At 59.2% G+C, this 15,029-nt stretch carries 16 protein-coding genes; 9 read left to right on the forward strand and 7 right to left on the reverse strand.

Annotated features, from left to right (window positions below; genetic code table 11):
• The first annotated feature begins 178 nt into the window (after positions 1-178).
• The 5 genes from traF (at position 179) to trmL (ending at position 5,220) form a co-directional block, all read left to right on the forward strand.
• On the forward strand, positions 179-1,435 hold the full coding sequence (traF, locus tag ACF8YQ_RS14645; protein ID WP_396621834.1) for a conjugal transfer protein TraF: 1,257 nt from the start codon (positions 179-181) through the stop codon (positions 1,433-1,435).
• Between the two features lie 141 nt (positions 1,436-1,576).
• Positions 1,577-2,698 carry a multifunctional CCA tRNA nucleotidyl transferase/2'3'-cyclic phosphodiesterase/2'nucleotidase/phosphatase gene (locus ACF8YQ_RS14650; protein WP_396621835.1) on the forward strand — a complete coding sequence of 374 codons (1,122 nt, stop codon included), beginning with the start codon at positions 1,577-1,579 and terminating at the stop codon, positions 2,696-2,698.
• A gap of 13 nt (positions 2,699-2,711) precedes the next feature.
• Complete coding sequence (locus tag ACF8YQ_RS14655; RefSeq protein ID WP_014422521.1) at positions 2,712-3,452, forward strand: pteridine reductase; 741 nt, start codon at positions 2,712-2,714, stop codon at positions 3,450-3,452.
• A 125-nt stretch (positions 3,453-3,577) separates the two neighbouring features.
• Positions 3,578-4,756 (forward strand): acetyl-CoA C-acetyltransferase, encoded by a 1,179-nt coding sequence (locus ACF8YQ_RS14660; RefSeq protein ID WP_396621836.1) that lies wholly within the window; start codon positions 3,578-3,580, stop codon positions 4,754-4,756.
• Entirely contained in the window at positions 4,756-5,220 is a 465-nt protein-coding gene (gene trmL, locus ACF8YQ_RS14665) for a tRNA (uridine(34)/cytosine(34)/5-carboxymethylaminomethyluridine(34)-2'-O)-methyltransferase TrmL (RefSeq protein ID WP_396621837.1), read from the forward strand. Before ACF8YQ_RS14660 ends, trmL begins: the two co-directional genes overlap by 1 nt.
• Before the next feature lie 66 nt (positions 5,221-5,286).
• Here trmL and secB read toward each other — a convergent pair whose 3' ends face one another.
• Both secB and ACF8YQ_RS14675 read right to left on the reverse strand, forming a co-directional pair.
• Positions 5,287-5,784 (reverse strand): protein-export chaperone SecB, encoded by a 498-nt coding sequence (gene secB, locus ACF8YQ_RS14670; protein ID WP_011786606.1) that lies wholly within the window; start codon positions 5,782-5,784, stop codon positions 5,287-5,289.
• Positions 5,785-5,916: 132 nt separating this feature from the next.
• Positions 5,917-6,333 (reverse strand): rhodanese-like domain-containing protein, encoded by a 417-nt coding sequence (locus ACF8YQ_RS14675; protein ID WP_011786607.1) that lies wholly within the window; start codon positions 6,331-6,333, stop codon positions 5,917-5,919.
• Between the two features lie 200 nt (positions 6,334-6,533).
• Between ACF8YQ_RS14675 and gpmM the strand changes: the two genes are divergently transcribed.
• The 4 genes from gpmM (at position 6,534) to ACF8YQ_RS14695 (ending at position 11,544) form a co-directional block, all read left to right on the forward strand.
• Positions 6,534-8,081 carry a 2,3-bisphosphoglycerate-independent phosphoglycerate mutase gene (gene gpmM, locus ACF8YQ_RS14680; RefSeq protein WP_396621838.1) on the forward strand — a complete coding sequence of 516 codons (1,548 nt, stop codon included), beginning with the start codon at positions 6,534-6,536 and terminating at the stop codon, positions 8,079-8,081.
• A 56-nt stretch (positions 8,082-8,137) separates the two neighbouring features.
• A complete protein-coding gene (locus ACF8YQ_RS14685; RefSeq protein WP_396623312.1) occupies positions 8,138-9,238 on the forward strand; it encodes a murein hydrolase activator EnvC family protein in 1,101 nt (366 codons plus the stop codon).
• Between the two features lie 84 nt (positions 9,239-9,322).
• Positions 9,323-10,729: a S41 family peptidase gene (locus tag ACF8YQ_RS14690; RefSeq protein WP_014422527.1), complete on the forward strand. Its 1,407-nt coding sequence runs from the start codon at positions 9,323-9,325 to the stop codon at positions 10,727-10,729.
• Entirely contained in the window at positions 10,726-11,544 is an 819-nt protein-coding gene (locus ACF8YQ_RS14695) for a divergent polysaccharide deacetylase family protein (RefSeq protein WP_014422528.1), read from the forward strand. Before ACF8YQ_RS14690 ends, ACF8YQ_RS14695 begins: the two co-directional genes overlap by 4 nt.
• Here ACF8YQ_RS14695 and hisF read toward each other — a convergent pair.
• From hisF to ACF8YQ_RS14720, 5 genes are all read right to left on the reverse strand, one after another.
• On the reverse strand, positions 11,541-12,314 hold the full coding sequence (hisF, locus tag ACF8YQ_RS14700; RefSeq protein ID WP_023008634.1) for an imidazole glycerol phosphate synthase subunit HisF: 774 nt from the start codon (positions 12,312-12,314) through the stop codon (positions 11,541-11,543). The two genes, ACF8YQ_RS14695 and hisF, sit on opposite strands and share 4 nt — an antisense overlap.
• Before the next feature lie 9 nt (positions 12,315-12,323).
• On the reverse strand, positions 12,324-13,061 hold the full coding sequence (gene hisA / locus ACF8YQ_RS14705; protein WP_023008635.1) for a 1-(5-phosphoribosyl)-5-[(5-phosphoribosylamino)methylideneamino]imidazole-4-carboxamide isomerase: 738 nt from the start codon (positions 13,059-13,061) through the stop codon (positions 12,324-12,326).
• Positions 13,055-13,696, reverse strand: a complete 642-nt coding sequence (gene hisH / locus ACF8YQ_RS14710; protein ID WP_396621839.1) for an imidazole glycerol phosphate synthase subunit HisH — start codon at positions 13,694-13,696, stop codon at positions 13,055-13,057. Before hisH ends, hisA begins: the two co-directional genes overlap by 7 nt.
• A 27-nt stretch (positions 13,697-13,723) precedes the next feature.
• A complete protein-coding gene (gene hisB / locus ACF8YQ_RS14715) occupies positions 13,724-14,317 on the reverse strand; it encodes an imidazoleglycerol-phosphate dehydratase HisB (RefSeq protein ID WP_011786615.1) in 594 nt (197 codons plus the stop codon).
• A 102-nt stretch (positions 14,318-14,419) separates the two neighbouring features.
• Positions 14,420-14,881 (reverse strand): SRPBCC family protein, encoded by a 462-nt coding sequence (locus ACF8YQ_RS14720; RefSeq protein ID WP_396621840.1) that lies wholly within the window; start codon positions 14,879-14,881, stop codon positions 14,420-14,422.
• Positions 14,882-15,029: the final 148 nt, after the last annotated feature.

The raw sequence follows: 15,029 nt of genomic DNA on the forward strand, positions 1-15,029 counted from the left end.
ATGCCTCTGAAGTACGGCATTCCTGCGATCCAAGCCACAATTGCACTTTGGGCGCACCCTCGTTTACACACCTAGAACAAACCGTTACCGGTTGTAGGCTGTTCCATGAAAAAAACTGGTCTAACCTTTCAAACACTTAATGATTTGTTCATGCAATAAAACCAACTCAGGACTGCCCATGAAAGCAAACCGCCTCAGCAAACTGTCCCTGGCCATTGGCCTGTCTGTTGCCACCACATCTGCACTGGCAAGCCCACAGGCCTTTATGTCTGCCCGTTCCTTCGCCATGGGCGGCACCGGTGTTGCCGTTGCCCATCCATCCTCCGCGCCGAGCGCCAACCCGGCCATGATGGCTGCTGAACAGCATGACTGGGCGGACGATTTCGGCCTGATGCTGCCGTCTGTGAATGTGCGTGCGGCCGATGAGGAAGAGGTGATTGATCAGGTTGACGATATTCAGGATCTGATCGACGGCTTTGAAGACTTTAAATCCAGCAACCCGACAGAAGCTCAGGCGAACGCTCGGGAACTGATTGACCGGCTGGAAGCATTTGACCGCGACACTATGCGTGCCAACGTGGGCCTGGGGCTGGGCTTTGCCATCCCGACCAACTCCATTTCGGTAGGCTTCTTTACCGCAGGCAACCTCACTGCCACCGTTCGTGGTGAGTTTGATGAGCGTGACCGAGTCATCCTTGAAGGGATTGCAGCGCTCGACCCCTCAGCGGTTGATTCCGTAAACCTGGAGGACAATCTGCAGTCCCGGGGCCGAATCCTTGCATCTGCCGTAGTCGAGGCAGGCATCAGCTTCGCCAAAACTTTCGAGTTGAATAATACTAACGCGCTGCAGCTTGGCGTTTCACCGAAGTATGTACAGCTTCGCACCTTCCAATACACCGAAACCGTCTCGGGCTTTGAGGATGACGAATTCGATGGTGATGAGTACGAAACCGACAAAAGCGGCTTCAACCTGGACATCGGTGCTGCTTATGCCTTCGGCGCTGAAAACCAGTGGAACGCAGGCGTCGTCGTCAAAAACCTGATCCCGATGGAACTGGATTCGGCTCAGAGCCACCCGACCGAAGAAAAATACACCCTCGAACTCAACCCGATGGTCACTGCGGGTATCGCCCACAAGAGCGACTACCACGTAATCACGGCAGAAGTGGACCTGACCAAGAAAGAAGCCTTCGGGTATGAAGACGATACCCAGTGGCTGGCCCTGGGCGCGGAATTCGACGCCTGGCGTTACGCCCAGCTGCGCGCAGGTGTTCGCCACAACCTGGCCAGTAACGACGACAACGACGGCATCGAGGAAGACACTCAGTTCACCGCGGGTCTTGGCCTGAACATCATTGGTGTTCGCGTGGATATCGGCGCCCTGTACAGCAGCGCCGATGTCGGCGCAGCCCTGGAACTCGGCACCTCCTTCTAAGCCGACGCCCCCGGCCGCAAAAGCCCGGTCTGCCCTGCGCAGCCCGGGCTTTCTTATTTCACGCCGCCTGTTTGCCTCTGGACGGTCGTGGCCGGATAATCGCGGTTATCGATGAATTGGCAATCAGGAACAAACCGCATTATGCAAACCTATCTGGTGGGCGGCGCTGTCCGCGACAAGCTGCTCGGCCTGGGCGTTAAAGACCGGGATTGGGTAGTGGTTGGTGCCACCCCGGAAGACATGCTCCAGCGAGGCTTCAAACAGGTAGGGGCGGATTTTCCGGTTTTCCTGCATCCGGACACCGGCGAGGAATACGCCCTGGCCCGGACCGAGCGCAAGCAGGGGCGCGGGTACCACGGGTTCAGCGTTTACAGTGCACCGGATGTCTCCCTGGAAGACGACCTTCGCCGCCGTGACCTGACCATAAACGCCATGGCAGAAACCGAGCATGGCGACCTCGTAGACCCATTCAACGGCCATGCGGACCTGGAACAGAAAAAGCTTCGGCATGTTTCTGAAGCCTTCGCGGAAGACCCCCTGCGCATCCTTCGCACCGCCCGCTTCGCCGCGCGCCTCCAGCCATTGGGGTTCAGCATCTGCCGCGAAACCATGGCGCTGATGCGGGAGATGGTCGCCAGCGGCGAACTCGGGGATCTGGTGCCAGAGCGGGTGTGGCAGGAAGTCCAAAGGGCATTGCATGAACAGGCTCCCGGTGTGTTCTTCGACGTGCTTCGGGAGCTTGACGCCCTGAAGGTGCTGATCCCGGAATTGGTCGATGAGCAGGCTTTCCGCCAGGGTCTCAGCGCCCTGCAGTGCATCCACCGCAAACAGGGGTCTACCGCCCAGCATTACGCGGCGCTGCTCAGTGGCGTGCCCGAGCCAGACGCCGTTGCCAGGGCGAAAGCCATGAAAAGCCCCAACGACTGTCGGGAACTGACCCACCTGGTCTGCCTGTTCATGGCTCAGTTGAACGGAGCCTCGCCTGAAACCCGGCTGACACCGGAACTCGCAATGGAGCTTCTGGACACAGCCGATTTCTGGCGCCGGCCCGATCGTTTCGGCGTTTTGCTGGGTACCCTCGCCTGCACCCTTCAGAGCGAACCCGCCCATTTAGCTCAGCAACTGGAACTGGCCGCACATCGGGCCCAGAGCGTAACCCCTCACCCGTTCCTGCAAAAAGGCATTCAGGGCAAAGCTCTGGGCGAAGCAATCCGGAAAGAGCGCGTCGCCCGTATTACTGAGGCACTGCACTTACCGGAATAAGGAAAAATACCCCATGCCCCACCCCGTCGCCCTGATCACCGGCGCAGCCCATCGCCTGGGCGCCCAGACAGCAGAAACCCTGCACGCTCGCGGCTGGAATGTTGTGATTCATTACCGTGGCCGTCAACAACAGGCCCGCGCACTGGCCGACAAGCTGAACCAGCAGCGCCCGGAATCCGCCGTGTGTTACCACGCCGATCTCACCGACATGAACCAGCTCCGGCAACTGGCGGAACAGGCCTGCGCGCATTGGGGGCAGTTGAATGCGCTGGTCAATAACGCTTCCGTGTTTTACCCCAACCCCACCGAAGATGCCTCCGAACAGGACTGGGACACGATACTGGGCGCCAACCTGAAAGCCCCCTTCTTCCTGCTTCAGCAATGTTTGCCTGCGCTAAAAGCGGCCTCCGGCAGTGTGGTCAACATGATCGACATCTACAGTGAGAAACCACTGAAGGACCACCCCCTTTACTGCGCCAGCAAGGCGGGGCTGGCAGCCCTGACCCGCTCCTGGGCCAAAGATCTGGCGCCGGATGTTCGGGTAAATGGCGTGTCGCCAGGCGCCATCCTCTGGCCGGAAGGCGAATCAGCCGTGGACGCAGCCCACCAGCAGGCCATTCTCGATAAAACGCCCCTGACCCGCACCGGCAACCCCGCCGACATTGCCGGTGCCATTGCCTACCTGGTATGCGACGCGCCGTTTATCACCGGCCAGATACTGTCGGTGGATGGCGGCCGCAGCCTGAATATGTGATCACCCGCACCAGAACAACCCCGACCTTCGTTGTTTTGGCCGGCAAGCGCTTTACCGCTACAATGCCTGCCATTCTTATAAACGGGCGCCACCCAACCAGGTGCCCAGATTAACGGAGAGTTCTCATGCGTGATGTTGTTATTGTTGCCGCCAAACGCACCGCCATCGGCAGCTTCGGTGGTGGTCTGTCCAGCCTGCGTGCAGACCAGCTGGGTACGGCCGTGATCAAGGCCGTGATGGAAGAAACCGGTGTCGCCGGCGACCAGATCAATGAGGTTATCCTCGGCCAGGTACTCACCGCCGGCTGCGGCCAGAACCCGGCCCGACAGTCTGCCATCAATGCTGGCCTGCCAGCTTCCGTGCCAGCCATCACCATCAACAAGGTCTGTGGCTCCGGCCTGAAAGCCGTGCACATGGCGGTTCAGGCCATCCAGTGCGGCGATGCCGAGATGATTCTGGCCGGTGGCCAGGAAAGCATGAGCCAAGCGCCCCACGTACTGCCCAACAGCCGCAACGGTCAACGCATGGGCAACTGGAGCATGATCGACACCATGATCACCGACGGCCTGTGGGATGCCTTCAACGATTATCACATGGGTATCACCGCTGAGAACATCGTCGAGAAATACGGCATCACCCGGGACGAGCAGGATGCCTTTGCCGCCGCATCCCAGCAGAAAGCCGTCGCTGCGCAAAAGGCCGGCTACTTTGACGGCCAGATTGTTCCTGTCACCATTCCCCAGCGCAAAGGCGACCCACTGGTGGTGGACAAGGATGAGTGCCCCCGCGACGGCGTCACCGGCGACAGCCTGGGCAAACTGCGCCCGGCCTTCAAGAAAGACGGCTCCGTAACTGCCGGCAACGCTTCCTCCCTGAACGACGGCGCTGCCGTGGTCATGGTGTGCAGCGCAGACAAGGCGAAAGAGCTTGGCCTGACCCCGCTGGCAACCATCAAAGCCCACGCCAATGCCGGCGTGGATCCCACCATCATGGGCACCGGCCCGATTCCGGCCAGTCAGCGCTGCCTGGAGCGGGCGGGTTGGACTGTTGACGATCTGGACCTGATCGAAGCCAACGAAGCCTTCGCCGCCCAGGCGATTTCCGTCAACCGGGACCTGGGCTGGGACACCACCAAGGTAAACGTGAACGGCGGCGCCATTGCCCTGGGCCACCCGATTGGCGCTTCCGGTTGCCGCATTCTGGTCAGCCTGCTGCACGAAATGACCCGCCGAGATGCCAAGAAAGGTCTGGCCACGCTGTGTATTGGCGGTGGTATGGGTGTGGCCCTGGCCGTTGAGCGCTGATGCTGCACGTGGTCCTGTACGAGCCGGAGATACCGCCGAACACCGGCAATATCATCCGGCTCTGCGCCAACACCGGCTGCCAGCTGCACCTGATTGAACCCCTGGGATTCTCCCTTGAGGACAAGCAGATGCGGCGTGCCGGGCTGGATTACAGCGAATACGCTACGGTAAAGATCCATCCGGATTACGACAGCTTTCTGGCCACCGAGCAGCCTTCGCGGCTGTTCGGTCTCACCACCAAGGGAAGTCGCCATTACCACGAGGTAGTGTTCCGGGGCGGTGACTACCTGATGTTCGGGCCGGAAACCCGGGGCCTGCCGGAAGACGTGCGCAACGGGCTACCCGCCGAACACCGTCTTCGGGTACCCATGCGTCCGGAAAGTCGCAGCCTCAACCTTTCCAATACCGCCGCCCTGGTGGTTTATGAGGCCTGGCGGCAACTTGGGTTTGAGGGCTCGATCTGACCTATCCCGGGTAATCACCCACAAAAAAACCGGCCGAAGCCGGTTTTTTTCGTTGAGCAGCAGCGCTTAGTGAGTCTGCTCTTCCTTGGCTTCACCCGCCGCTTCTTCCTGCTTGCGCTTGAGCGCCTGGGCATAGATCGCGTCGAAGTTAACCGGAGCCAGCATCAGGGCCGGGAAGCTGCCCTTGTTCACAATGCCGTCAATCGCTTCGCGGGCATAGGGGAACAGAATCGTCGGGCAGTAGGCGCCAAGCATCTGGCCAAGCTGCGGGCCTTCAATGCCGGAGATCATGAATACGCCGCCCTGCTGGATTTCGACGATGTACGCCACCTTCTCACCCACCTTGGCAGTTACCGTCAGGGACAGAACCACTTCGTACTGGTTGTCGCTGATCTTGTTGTGGGAGGTGTTCAGATCCAGGTTTACCTGGGGCTTCCACTGCTCCTGAAAAACCAGCGGAGAGTTGGGGGATTCAAAAGACAGGTCCTTCACATAGATGCGCTGAAGGGCAAACTGTGGTTGGTTCTGGTTCTCGTTGCCTGCGGCTTGCTGATTCTCAGCCATGATCAGTCCTTTCGTTTCCGTATTATGGGGCCAGGCCCGTTGTTATGTCGTCGTCTGCCGGAACAGTCTACTGCGAGGTTCCGAATGGTAATGTGAAACAGTGCGTCAGATCGCCACTCAGATCAAGCCCTGTTACTTTTTCACAAGTGGCAGGTTGCTGGCCTTCCAGTCGGTAATGCCACCATTCAGACGCACCACATTGCTGAAGCCCTCGGCATTGAGCTGCTTGACCGCCATGGCGGCATGCTGGCCCATCTTGTCGACAACGATAATCTGTTTTTCCTTGTGCTTGCTCAGCTCGTTAACGCGGCTTTTAAGACTGTTAAGCGGAATGTTCAGCGAGCCGGTAATGCGGCCTTCGTTGAAATCCTTGCGATCACGGATATCCAGCACCACCGCCTCATCCTTGTTGATCAGCGTGACCGCGCCCTGGGCCGAGATCTTGGCACCGCCCCGGCGCGATTCCAGCACAATAATGGCCAGCAGGAACGCCACAAACAGCGACACCAGAATGTAGTGGTTAACAACAAATTCAAACAAGCGGTCCATGAAACTACCCTGACAATTGGTTTGGCCGGATTATACACACCCACACCGGCTCACAGAAGGCAATCGCCCCGCCATGATAGCGCCAGCACATCGTCATCATGAGCAATGCTTCAGCGAACGCGCGTGGCCTGAGTAAATGAAAACGGTTACAATCTGCCCCACTCAAATTCTGTTCTTTTTGCAACCAAGCGGACGACACGATGACCGAGACGCGCAAGCCCACTGCACTGATTATTCTCGACGGCTGGGGCCACCGTGACCCGGCGGAAGACAATGCCATCTCCAACGCCAACACCCCCTTCTGGGACAAGATCTGGCAGAACCAGCCGAAAACTCTGATCAACACCTCAGGGATGTTTGTTGGCCTGCCCCAGGGCCAGATGGGTAACTCCGAAGTGGGCCATATGAATCTCGGCGCCGGCCGCGTGGTGTATCAGAGCCTGACGCGCATCGATAAAGATCTCGAAGACGGCCAATTCCAGAAGAATGAAGCCCTTTGTAATGCCATCGACAAGGCCGTTGCCAATGGCAAGGCCGTACACCTGATGGGCCTGCTGTCTCCGGGCGGTGTCCACAGCCATGAAGATCATATTCTGGCGGCAGCAGAGCTGGCTGCGGCCCGGGGCGCCAAAGAAGTTTACATCCACGCCTTCCTGGATGGTCGGGACATGCCACCACGCAGTGCCCGCCCCTCCCTGGAGAAAGCCGCGGCGAAGATGAAAAGCCTGGGCGTTGGCCGGGTAGCCACCATCGTTGGCCGTTACTTTGCCATGGACCGGGACAACCGCTGGGACCGCGTGGAAGCGGCCTACAACGCCATGACCCTGGGCGAAGCCGAGTTCATCAGTGACGATCCGGTGGCGGCGCTGGAACAGGCCTATGAGCGTGGCGAGAACGACGAATTCGTGAAGCCCACCCATATCCGGGCCGACGGCGAACCCGAGGGCACCATCAATGATGGTGACACCGTGCTGTTCATGAACTTCCGTGCCGACCGCGCCCGGGAAATGACCCGCACCTTCGTAGAGCAGGACTTCGACGGTTTCGACCGCCGCAAGCACCCGGAACTGGCAGATTTCGTGATGCTCACCGAATATGCCGCTGACATCAAAACCGCCTGTGCCTACCCGCCCGAGCAACTGACCAATGGCCTGGGCGAGTACATGGCCAAGCAGGGCAAAACCCAGCTGCGCATTGCCGAGACCGAGAAGTACGCCCACGTGACCTTCTTCTTCAATGGCGGCATGGAAACCCCCTTCGAAGGCGAAGACCGCATTCTGGTGCCGTCGCCCAAAGTGGCCACCTACGACCTGCAGCCGGAAATGAGCGCGCCGGAAGTCACCGACAAGCTGGTCGAAGCCATCAAGAGCGGCAAGTACGACCTGATCGTCTGCAACTATGCCAACGGCGATATGGTTGGCCATACCGGCAAGCTGGACGCCGCCATCAAGGCCGCCGAGTGCCTGGACCAGTGTGTGCAGCGTGTGGTGGAGGCACTGGATGAAGTGGGTGGCGAAGCCTTGATTACCGCCGACCACGGCAACTGCGAACAGATGACTGATCCCAACTCCGGCCAGGTACACACCTCCCACACCATTGGCCCTGTGCCCCTGGTGTACACCGGCCACCGCAATGTACAATTCAGGAATGACGGTAGCCTGTGCGATATCGCACCGACACTGCTGGCTCTGATGGGTACCGAAAAGCCTGCGGAAATGACCGGGCACAGCCTGGTCGAGTTCGACTGATCGCTCCGCCGGTCAACGTGTTGCGTAAACTGACCGTCATGGTGCTGGCCCTCGCAATGGGGGCCACACCTTTGGCTGCCCAGCAGGATGTGACGCCCGCACAGGTCGAGGCGCTCAAGGAGCGCATCGCCGACATCGACCGCTGGCTGGCCGATGCCGAAGAAGACCGGTCAACCCTTGAGCAGCAACTGGCGGCCACCGAGCGCAAAATCAGCACCCTGACCCGGGAACGCCGCACTCTTCGGCAGCAGGCCCGGGAACAGCAGGAACGACTGACCGAGCTTCGCGCCCAGGAAAGCGAGCTGGCCAATACCCTCGAACAGCAACGGGAAAACCTGAAACTACAGATCCGGGCAGCCTGGATGGAAGGCGACGCGCCGGCTCTGAAAGTGCTGTTGAACGAGATTGAGCCCAGCGAAGTTGCCCGCACCCTGACCTACTACGAATACCTGAGCAAGAATACCGTCTCCCGCCTGGAAGCGTTCCAGCGCAGCCTTCAGGAACTGAAAACCGCCCGCGCCGCCGTTCAGACCACCCGCACCGAACTGGCCAAGACCGAAGCCGATCTGGAACAGCGCCAGCAGCAACTGACCCAGAGCCGGCAGGACCGGGCCAGAACACTGGCCGCCCTGAATGACGACATCCAGAACCGCCGTAGCGAGCGCCAGTCCCTGGAAGCCGATCGCCAGCGCCTGGAGCAATTGCTGAAAGAGGTGCAGCAGGCCATTGCCAGCATTCCGGCCCCGAACGAATCCAGCCCGTTCAAATCCCGCCGTGACAAACTGCCCTGGCCCGCGAAAGGGCGGGTAGTCAGCAATTACGGCGCCGTGTACGCCGATGGCAAACTGCGCCGTAACGGCATCCTGATGAACACCGCCGAAGAAGCCGAAATCAAGGCCGTGCACTATGGCCGGGTGGTATTTGCCAACTGGCTGCGCGGGTTCGGGCTGATCACCATCATTGATCACGGCGATGGCTACATGACCCTCTACGGCCACAGCAGCAGCTTGTTCACAACCCCCGGTGACTGGGTGCGCCCGGGCGAGACCATTGCCCTGGCCGGACGCACCGGCGGCACCGAGGACCCGGCCGTGTATTTCGAGGTACGTAGCAACGGCAAACCCGTGAATCCCAGGAGCTGGCTGGGCAAGCCATAACAGGGCTGACAAACGGCGTTGCGGGCGCCATACTGTCCGGGTCAGGAACCAGTCCAACTATTGGAAACCAAACAGGATATGTGAATGAAACGGGCCAGAAGTACACTCAAGACCTCGCCATTGCGCACCATGATTCTTGCCACCTGTTGTTTCACAGCCCCCGGACTGGCCCTGGCGCAGGATCAGGACGCTCAGACCCAGCAGATTCTGGACTCCATTCAGAGTGGCGAGCGGGTTGAACTGAAACTTCCAGACCCGGAAGAACAACTGCCGCTGGAAGACCTGCGCAAGTTCACCGAAGTGTTCAGCCGCATCAAAGACGCCTACGTGGAAGATGTCTCCGACACCCAGCTGCTCGAGAGCGCCATCAAGGGCATGCTGTCCGACCTGGACCCGCACTCTACCTACCTGGCCCCCAAGGATTACGAGGAACTGGAAGAAAGTACCTCCGGGGAATTTGGCGGCCTTGGCATTGAAGTGGGCATGGAGAACGGCTTTGTCAAAGTCATCTCTCCGATCGACGACACCCCGGCCCAGAAAGCGGGCGTTCAAGCCGGCGACCTGATCATCAAGCTGGACGAAAAGCCGGTGAAGGGAATGTCGCTGGAAGAAGCCGTCAACCTGATGCGCGGCAAGCCCGGCACGGTGCTTACTCTGACCATCATGCGCGAGGGCGAAAGTGCGCCTATCGAGATTGATGTCACCCGGGATGTGATCAAAGTCACCAGCGTTAAATCCCGGATGATCGATAACGGCTACGGCTATGTCCGTGTCACGCAATTCCAGGCCGAGACTGGCCGGCAGTTCCTGAAAGCCCTCAGCGATCTGGAAGACGAACACGGCAACGATCTGGACGGCCTGATCATTGACCTTCGCAACAACCCCGGCGGTGTGTTGCAAGCTGCCGTAGAGACCGCGGATGCCCTGCTGGACGAAGGCCTGATTGTTTACACCGAAGGCCGTATCCAGAGTTCACGCCTGCGCTTCAGTGCCAAACCCGGCGACGTCATGGCTGGCACACCTATTGTCGTGCTAATCAACGGTGGCTCTGCTTCCGCGTCGGAAATCCTTGCCGGCGCGCTCCAGGACCATGAACGTGCCGTGGTGATGGGTACCCAGTCCTTCGGCAAGGGCAGTGTTCAGACGGTTATACCGCTGGACGAGACCCACGCCATCAAAATGACCACAGCCCGTTATTTCACGCCGGATGGTCGCTCCATCCAGGCCACCGGCATCAAGCCGGACATCGAGGTGCGCCCGGCGGAATTGAAAGAACTCGACAGCAGACCATTCTTCACCGAAGCCGACCTGAGCGGTCATCTTGAAGGGGAGAATGAGGAGGAGGCCCGCAAGGCCAGAGAACAGGCTGCGGAAGCACAGGCTTCTGCGGCCGACCGGGACTATCAGCTGCGGTCGGCCCTGAACCTGCTGAAGGGCTTGCACATCCTTAACCGGAAGAACGACAGCAAGCCGCAGGAAAACGCCCAGTGACTTTACGTTCTACCCTCGCGCTGCTGGCGCTTCTGGCCATCAGCCCTGTCGCTGCGTTTGCGTCAGGGCCGGGTGAACCCCAGCAGCCCACCATTGCCATCATTATTGATGACATGGGCCACAATCGGTACGAGGGCGAGCGACTGGCAAAGCTTGACCAGCCCCTGACACTGGCCTTCCTGCCTTACCGGCGCCACACAGTTCCCTTGGCGAAGCTGGCCCACGCCCAATCCAAGGAAATCATGTTGCACGCCCCGATGGCCAACACCCGCAACTTCGGTCTCGGCCCGGGCGGACTGACACCGGATATGGACGAGACGACCATCACCACCACCCTGCGCCGGGCACTGCAGTCCATTCCCTTTGTCAGCGGTGTGAACAATCACATGGGCAGCCTACTTACCCAGCAACTGGAACCCATGGACTGGGTCATGAAAGAGCTGGACCGCTACCCGGTGTATTTCGTCGACAGCCGCACCATTGCCAATTCCATCGCCGGCAGTGTGGCCGATGCCTACAACATCCCGAGCCTGACGCGCGATGTGTTTCTCGATCACGAACAGACGGAAGAGTTTGTCGACAAACAGTTCAAACTGCTGATTCAGACCGCCAGGGAAAAAGGCACGGCCATCGGTATCGGACACCCGCACAAGGTCACCGTGGATTATCTGGAGAAGCACCTGCCGATGCTGGATGAACAGGGCATTGCCATCGCCACGGTCAGTGGTCTCTGGGCCATGCGTAACGGTAATCGGGAGATGTTTGCGGAAGGTGAGAAGCAGGCCATTCGGCCTGCCTATGCACGCAGCAATTAATCGCGGACTTCGATGCCCTGAGCCTTCATAAAGGCTTTGGCTTCAGGGATGGTGTGCTGACCGAAGTGGAAGATGGATGCCGCCAGAACCGCGTCTGCGCCACCCTGGGTAACGCCATCCGCCAGATGCTGTAGCTCACCGACACCACCTGAAGCAATCACCGGTACGACTACCGCATCGCTGATGGCACGGGTCAGGCCAAGATCAAAGCCGATCTTGGTGCCATCACGATCCATACTGGTCAGCAGCAACTCCCCTGCCCCCAGCTCAACCATTTTCTTCGCCCACTCTACGGCATCCAGCCCGGTTGGCTTGCGACCACCGTGGGTAAAAATCTCCCAGCGCGGCTCCTCGCCCTCTGCGCTCACGCGCTTGGCATCAATGGCGACGACAATGCATTGCCGGCCAAAACGCTCCGCTGCCTCGCGCACAAACTCGGGATTGAAGACTGCGGCCGTATTGATGGAGACCTTGTCGGCTCCGGCATTGAGCAGTTTGCGGATATCATCGACGGTGCGCACGCCACCGCCCACGGTCAGCGGGATGAACACTTCCGCCGCCATGCGCTCTACCGTTTCGTAGGTGGTATCGCGGCTTTCGCTGCTGGCCGTGATGTCCAGGAAAGTGATCTCGTCCGCGCCCTGCTCATTGTAGCGACGGGCCACTTCCACCGGGTCACCGGCGTCGCGGATATCGACAAAATTCACGCCTTTAACCACTCGGCCTTTGTCGACGTCCAGACAGGGGATAATGCGTTTTGCCAATGCCATTGTCAGTCCTCAGTTTTTCAGGCTGTCGCAATAGGCTTGCGCTTCGGCCACATCCAGAGTGCCTTCGTAGATGGCGCGGCCGGTGATCGCACCGATGACACCTTTGTCGGCAACTGTGGCCAGGCGCTTGAGGTCATCCATGTTGGTAACGCCGCCAGACGCAATCACCGGGATGCCACCTTCTTCTGCCAGCTTGGCGGTGGCTTCGACGTTCACGCCCTGCATCATGCCGTCACGGGCGATGTCGGTGTATACGATTGAGGATACGCCGTCGTTGGCGAAGCGCTTGGCAAGATCTACCGCCATGACTTCAGAGACTTCGGCCCAGCCGTCGGTGGCGACGCGGCCGTCTTTGGCGTCCAGACCCACAATAATGTGGCCGGGGAATTCCTTGCACATTTCGGTGACGAACTCAGGCTCTTTAACCGCCTTGGTGCCGATGATGACCCACTGCACACCAGCCTTCAGATAGGCCTCAATGGTTTCCGCCGAGCGGATGCCGCCGCCGATCTGGATGGGCAGATTCGGGTACTTCACGGCAATTGCCTTTACGATCTCACCGTTTACCGGCTCGCCGGCGAAAGCGCCGTTAAGGTCAACCAGGTGCAGGCGGCGAGCGCCAGCATCTACCCACTTGGTGGCCATGTCGACGGGGTCGTCACCGAATACAGTAGAGTCTTCCATGCGGCCCTGGCGCAGTCTTACGCATTTGCCGTCTTTCAGATCGATAGCGGGGATAATCAGCATTTTCCGGTCCAGTTCGTAAAGTTTTCCAGCAACTGCAGCCCCGCCCGGGCACTTTTCTCAGGGTGGAACTGCACTGCAAAGATGTTGTCTCTCGCCACCGCTGCCGCCAGGTCGACACCATAATGAGTGCGGCCGGCCATGTCGGCGTTGCCTTTAGCTTCGGCATAGTAGCTGTGCACAAAGTAGAAGCGGTCGCCGTCCGGTATGTTGTGCCATAGCGGGTGGTCCTGAGTGTGGTACACCTGGTTCCAGCCCATGTGAGGCACTTTCAGGCGTTCGCCGTTTTCAGTGAGGTTGTCGCCGAAGTAGCGGACTTCAGACGGGAACAGGCCGATAGCTTCCACTCCGCCGTTTTCTTCGCTGCGGGCCATCAGGGCCTGCATGCCAACACAGATGCCGAGGAACGGGCGGTCCTGAGAGACTTCTTTGACGAGTTCAACCACGCCCAAACGGTGCATTTCGGCCATGCAGTCACGGATGGCGCCCACACCGGGCAGAATCACCCGGTCAGCTTCACGGATTTTGGCGGCATCGTCTGTAACCAGTACGGTGCAGTCCGGGGCCACGTGCTCCACGGCTTTGCGGGCGGAATGCAGGTTGCCCATGCCGTAGTCGATGATGGCGACGGTCTTCATGGTGGTTCTGTTCCTATTGGTGACCGGTTACAGGGCGCCTTTGGTGGACGGGGTGATGCCCGCCATGCGCTCGTCCATTTCAATCGCCATGCGCAGTGCGCGGCCGAAGGCTTTGAACACGGTTTCGATCTGGTGATGGGTGTTCTTGCCCTTCAGGTTGTCGATGTGCAGGGTCACCATGGAGTGATTCACAAAGCCCTGGAAGAACTCTGCGAACAGATCGACGTCAAACCCGCCCACGCTGGCGCGGGTGTAGGGTACGTCCATGAGCAAACCGGGGCGGCCGGACAGGTCGATGACCACGCGTGACAAAGCTTCATCCAGGGGCACATAGGCGTGGCCATAGCGGCGAATGCCTTTTTTGTCGCCCACAGCCTGTTTGAAGGCCTGGCCCAAAGTGATGCCGATGTCTTCCACGGTGTGGTGATCGTCGATGTGCAGGTCGCCCTTGCAGGTAATGTCCAGATCCACCAGGCCATGGCGGGCAATCTGGTCCATCATGTGTTCAAGGAACGGCACACCAGTGTCGAAATTGGCTTTGCCGGTGCCGTCGAGATTGATCTCGACGGTAATCTGGGTTTCGAGGGTATTGCGTTCTACCCGAGCCTTGCGTTCGGCCATGGAGACTCCGTTGAAAACTGGCTTGTTACCGTAAACTTTGTTTGCGGATTATACCTGTTAACTCAACCGGAGTCCCGCAACCGGATCAATGACCCTGATAGCTCAGAACGCTTTTTTCAGGTTGGCCATGTAGGTGTCCACGAGGCTGTTGAACTCGTGCTTGATCACCGGGCTGATGGCCAGCTTGAGCAGGCTAGGCAGGGGAACGGTCAGCTCTGCGCTGGTCTGGAATTTCACTGCGGTGGTGTTGTCGCCCTTGGCACTCAGGGTCCAGGAACCACTGACAACCCCGTTGCCCTCGCCTTTGATGGGCGACCAGGTGATCTTGCCGGCCTCTTTGTCAGCGTGGTAGGTGCAGGCGTAAACCGATTGGATAGCGTGTTTGTCGACGCCCACTTTTTCCATTTCCCAGCGGTAGGCATTGTTGCCCAGATCCACCAGCTTATCGACTTTCGGGAAGTGGCTGGCAGATTTTGGAACGTCTGCCAACAGATCGAAGACTTCATCATAGCTCGCCGGAATTTCCAGATCCCGGTTCAGCTCAATCGATACGGTAATGGCCACAGCCGACTCCTTCTTATGTTTATTTGTGCCTCGGGGCTGGCTGCCCCGGCGGATAAGTTGGGGGTGTATTTTGAACCAAGACTACCGCATTGTCATATTCCTGCACTGTTAATTTGCTAACCCTGCGTTATCCTTTGCTTTATTCACG

It is taken from the genome of Marinobacter sp. W-8, assembly GCF_044342215.1.
Taxonomy (GTDB): Bacteria; Pseudomonadota; Gammaproteobacteria; order Pseudomonadales; family Oleiphilaceae; genus Marinobacter; species Marinobacter nauticus.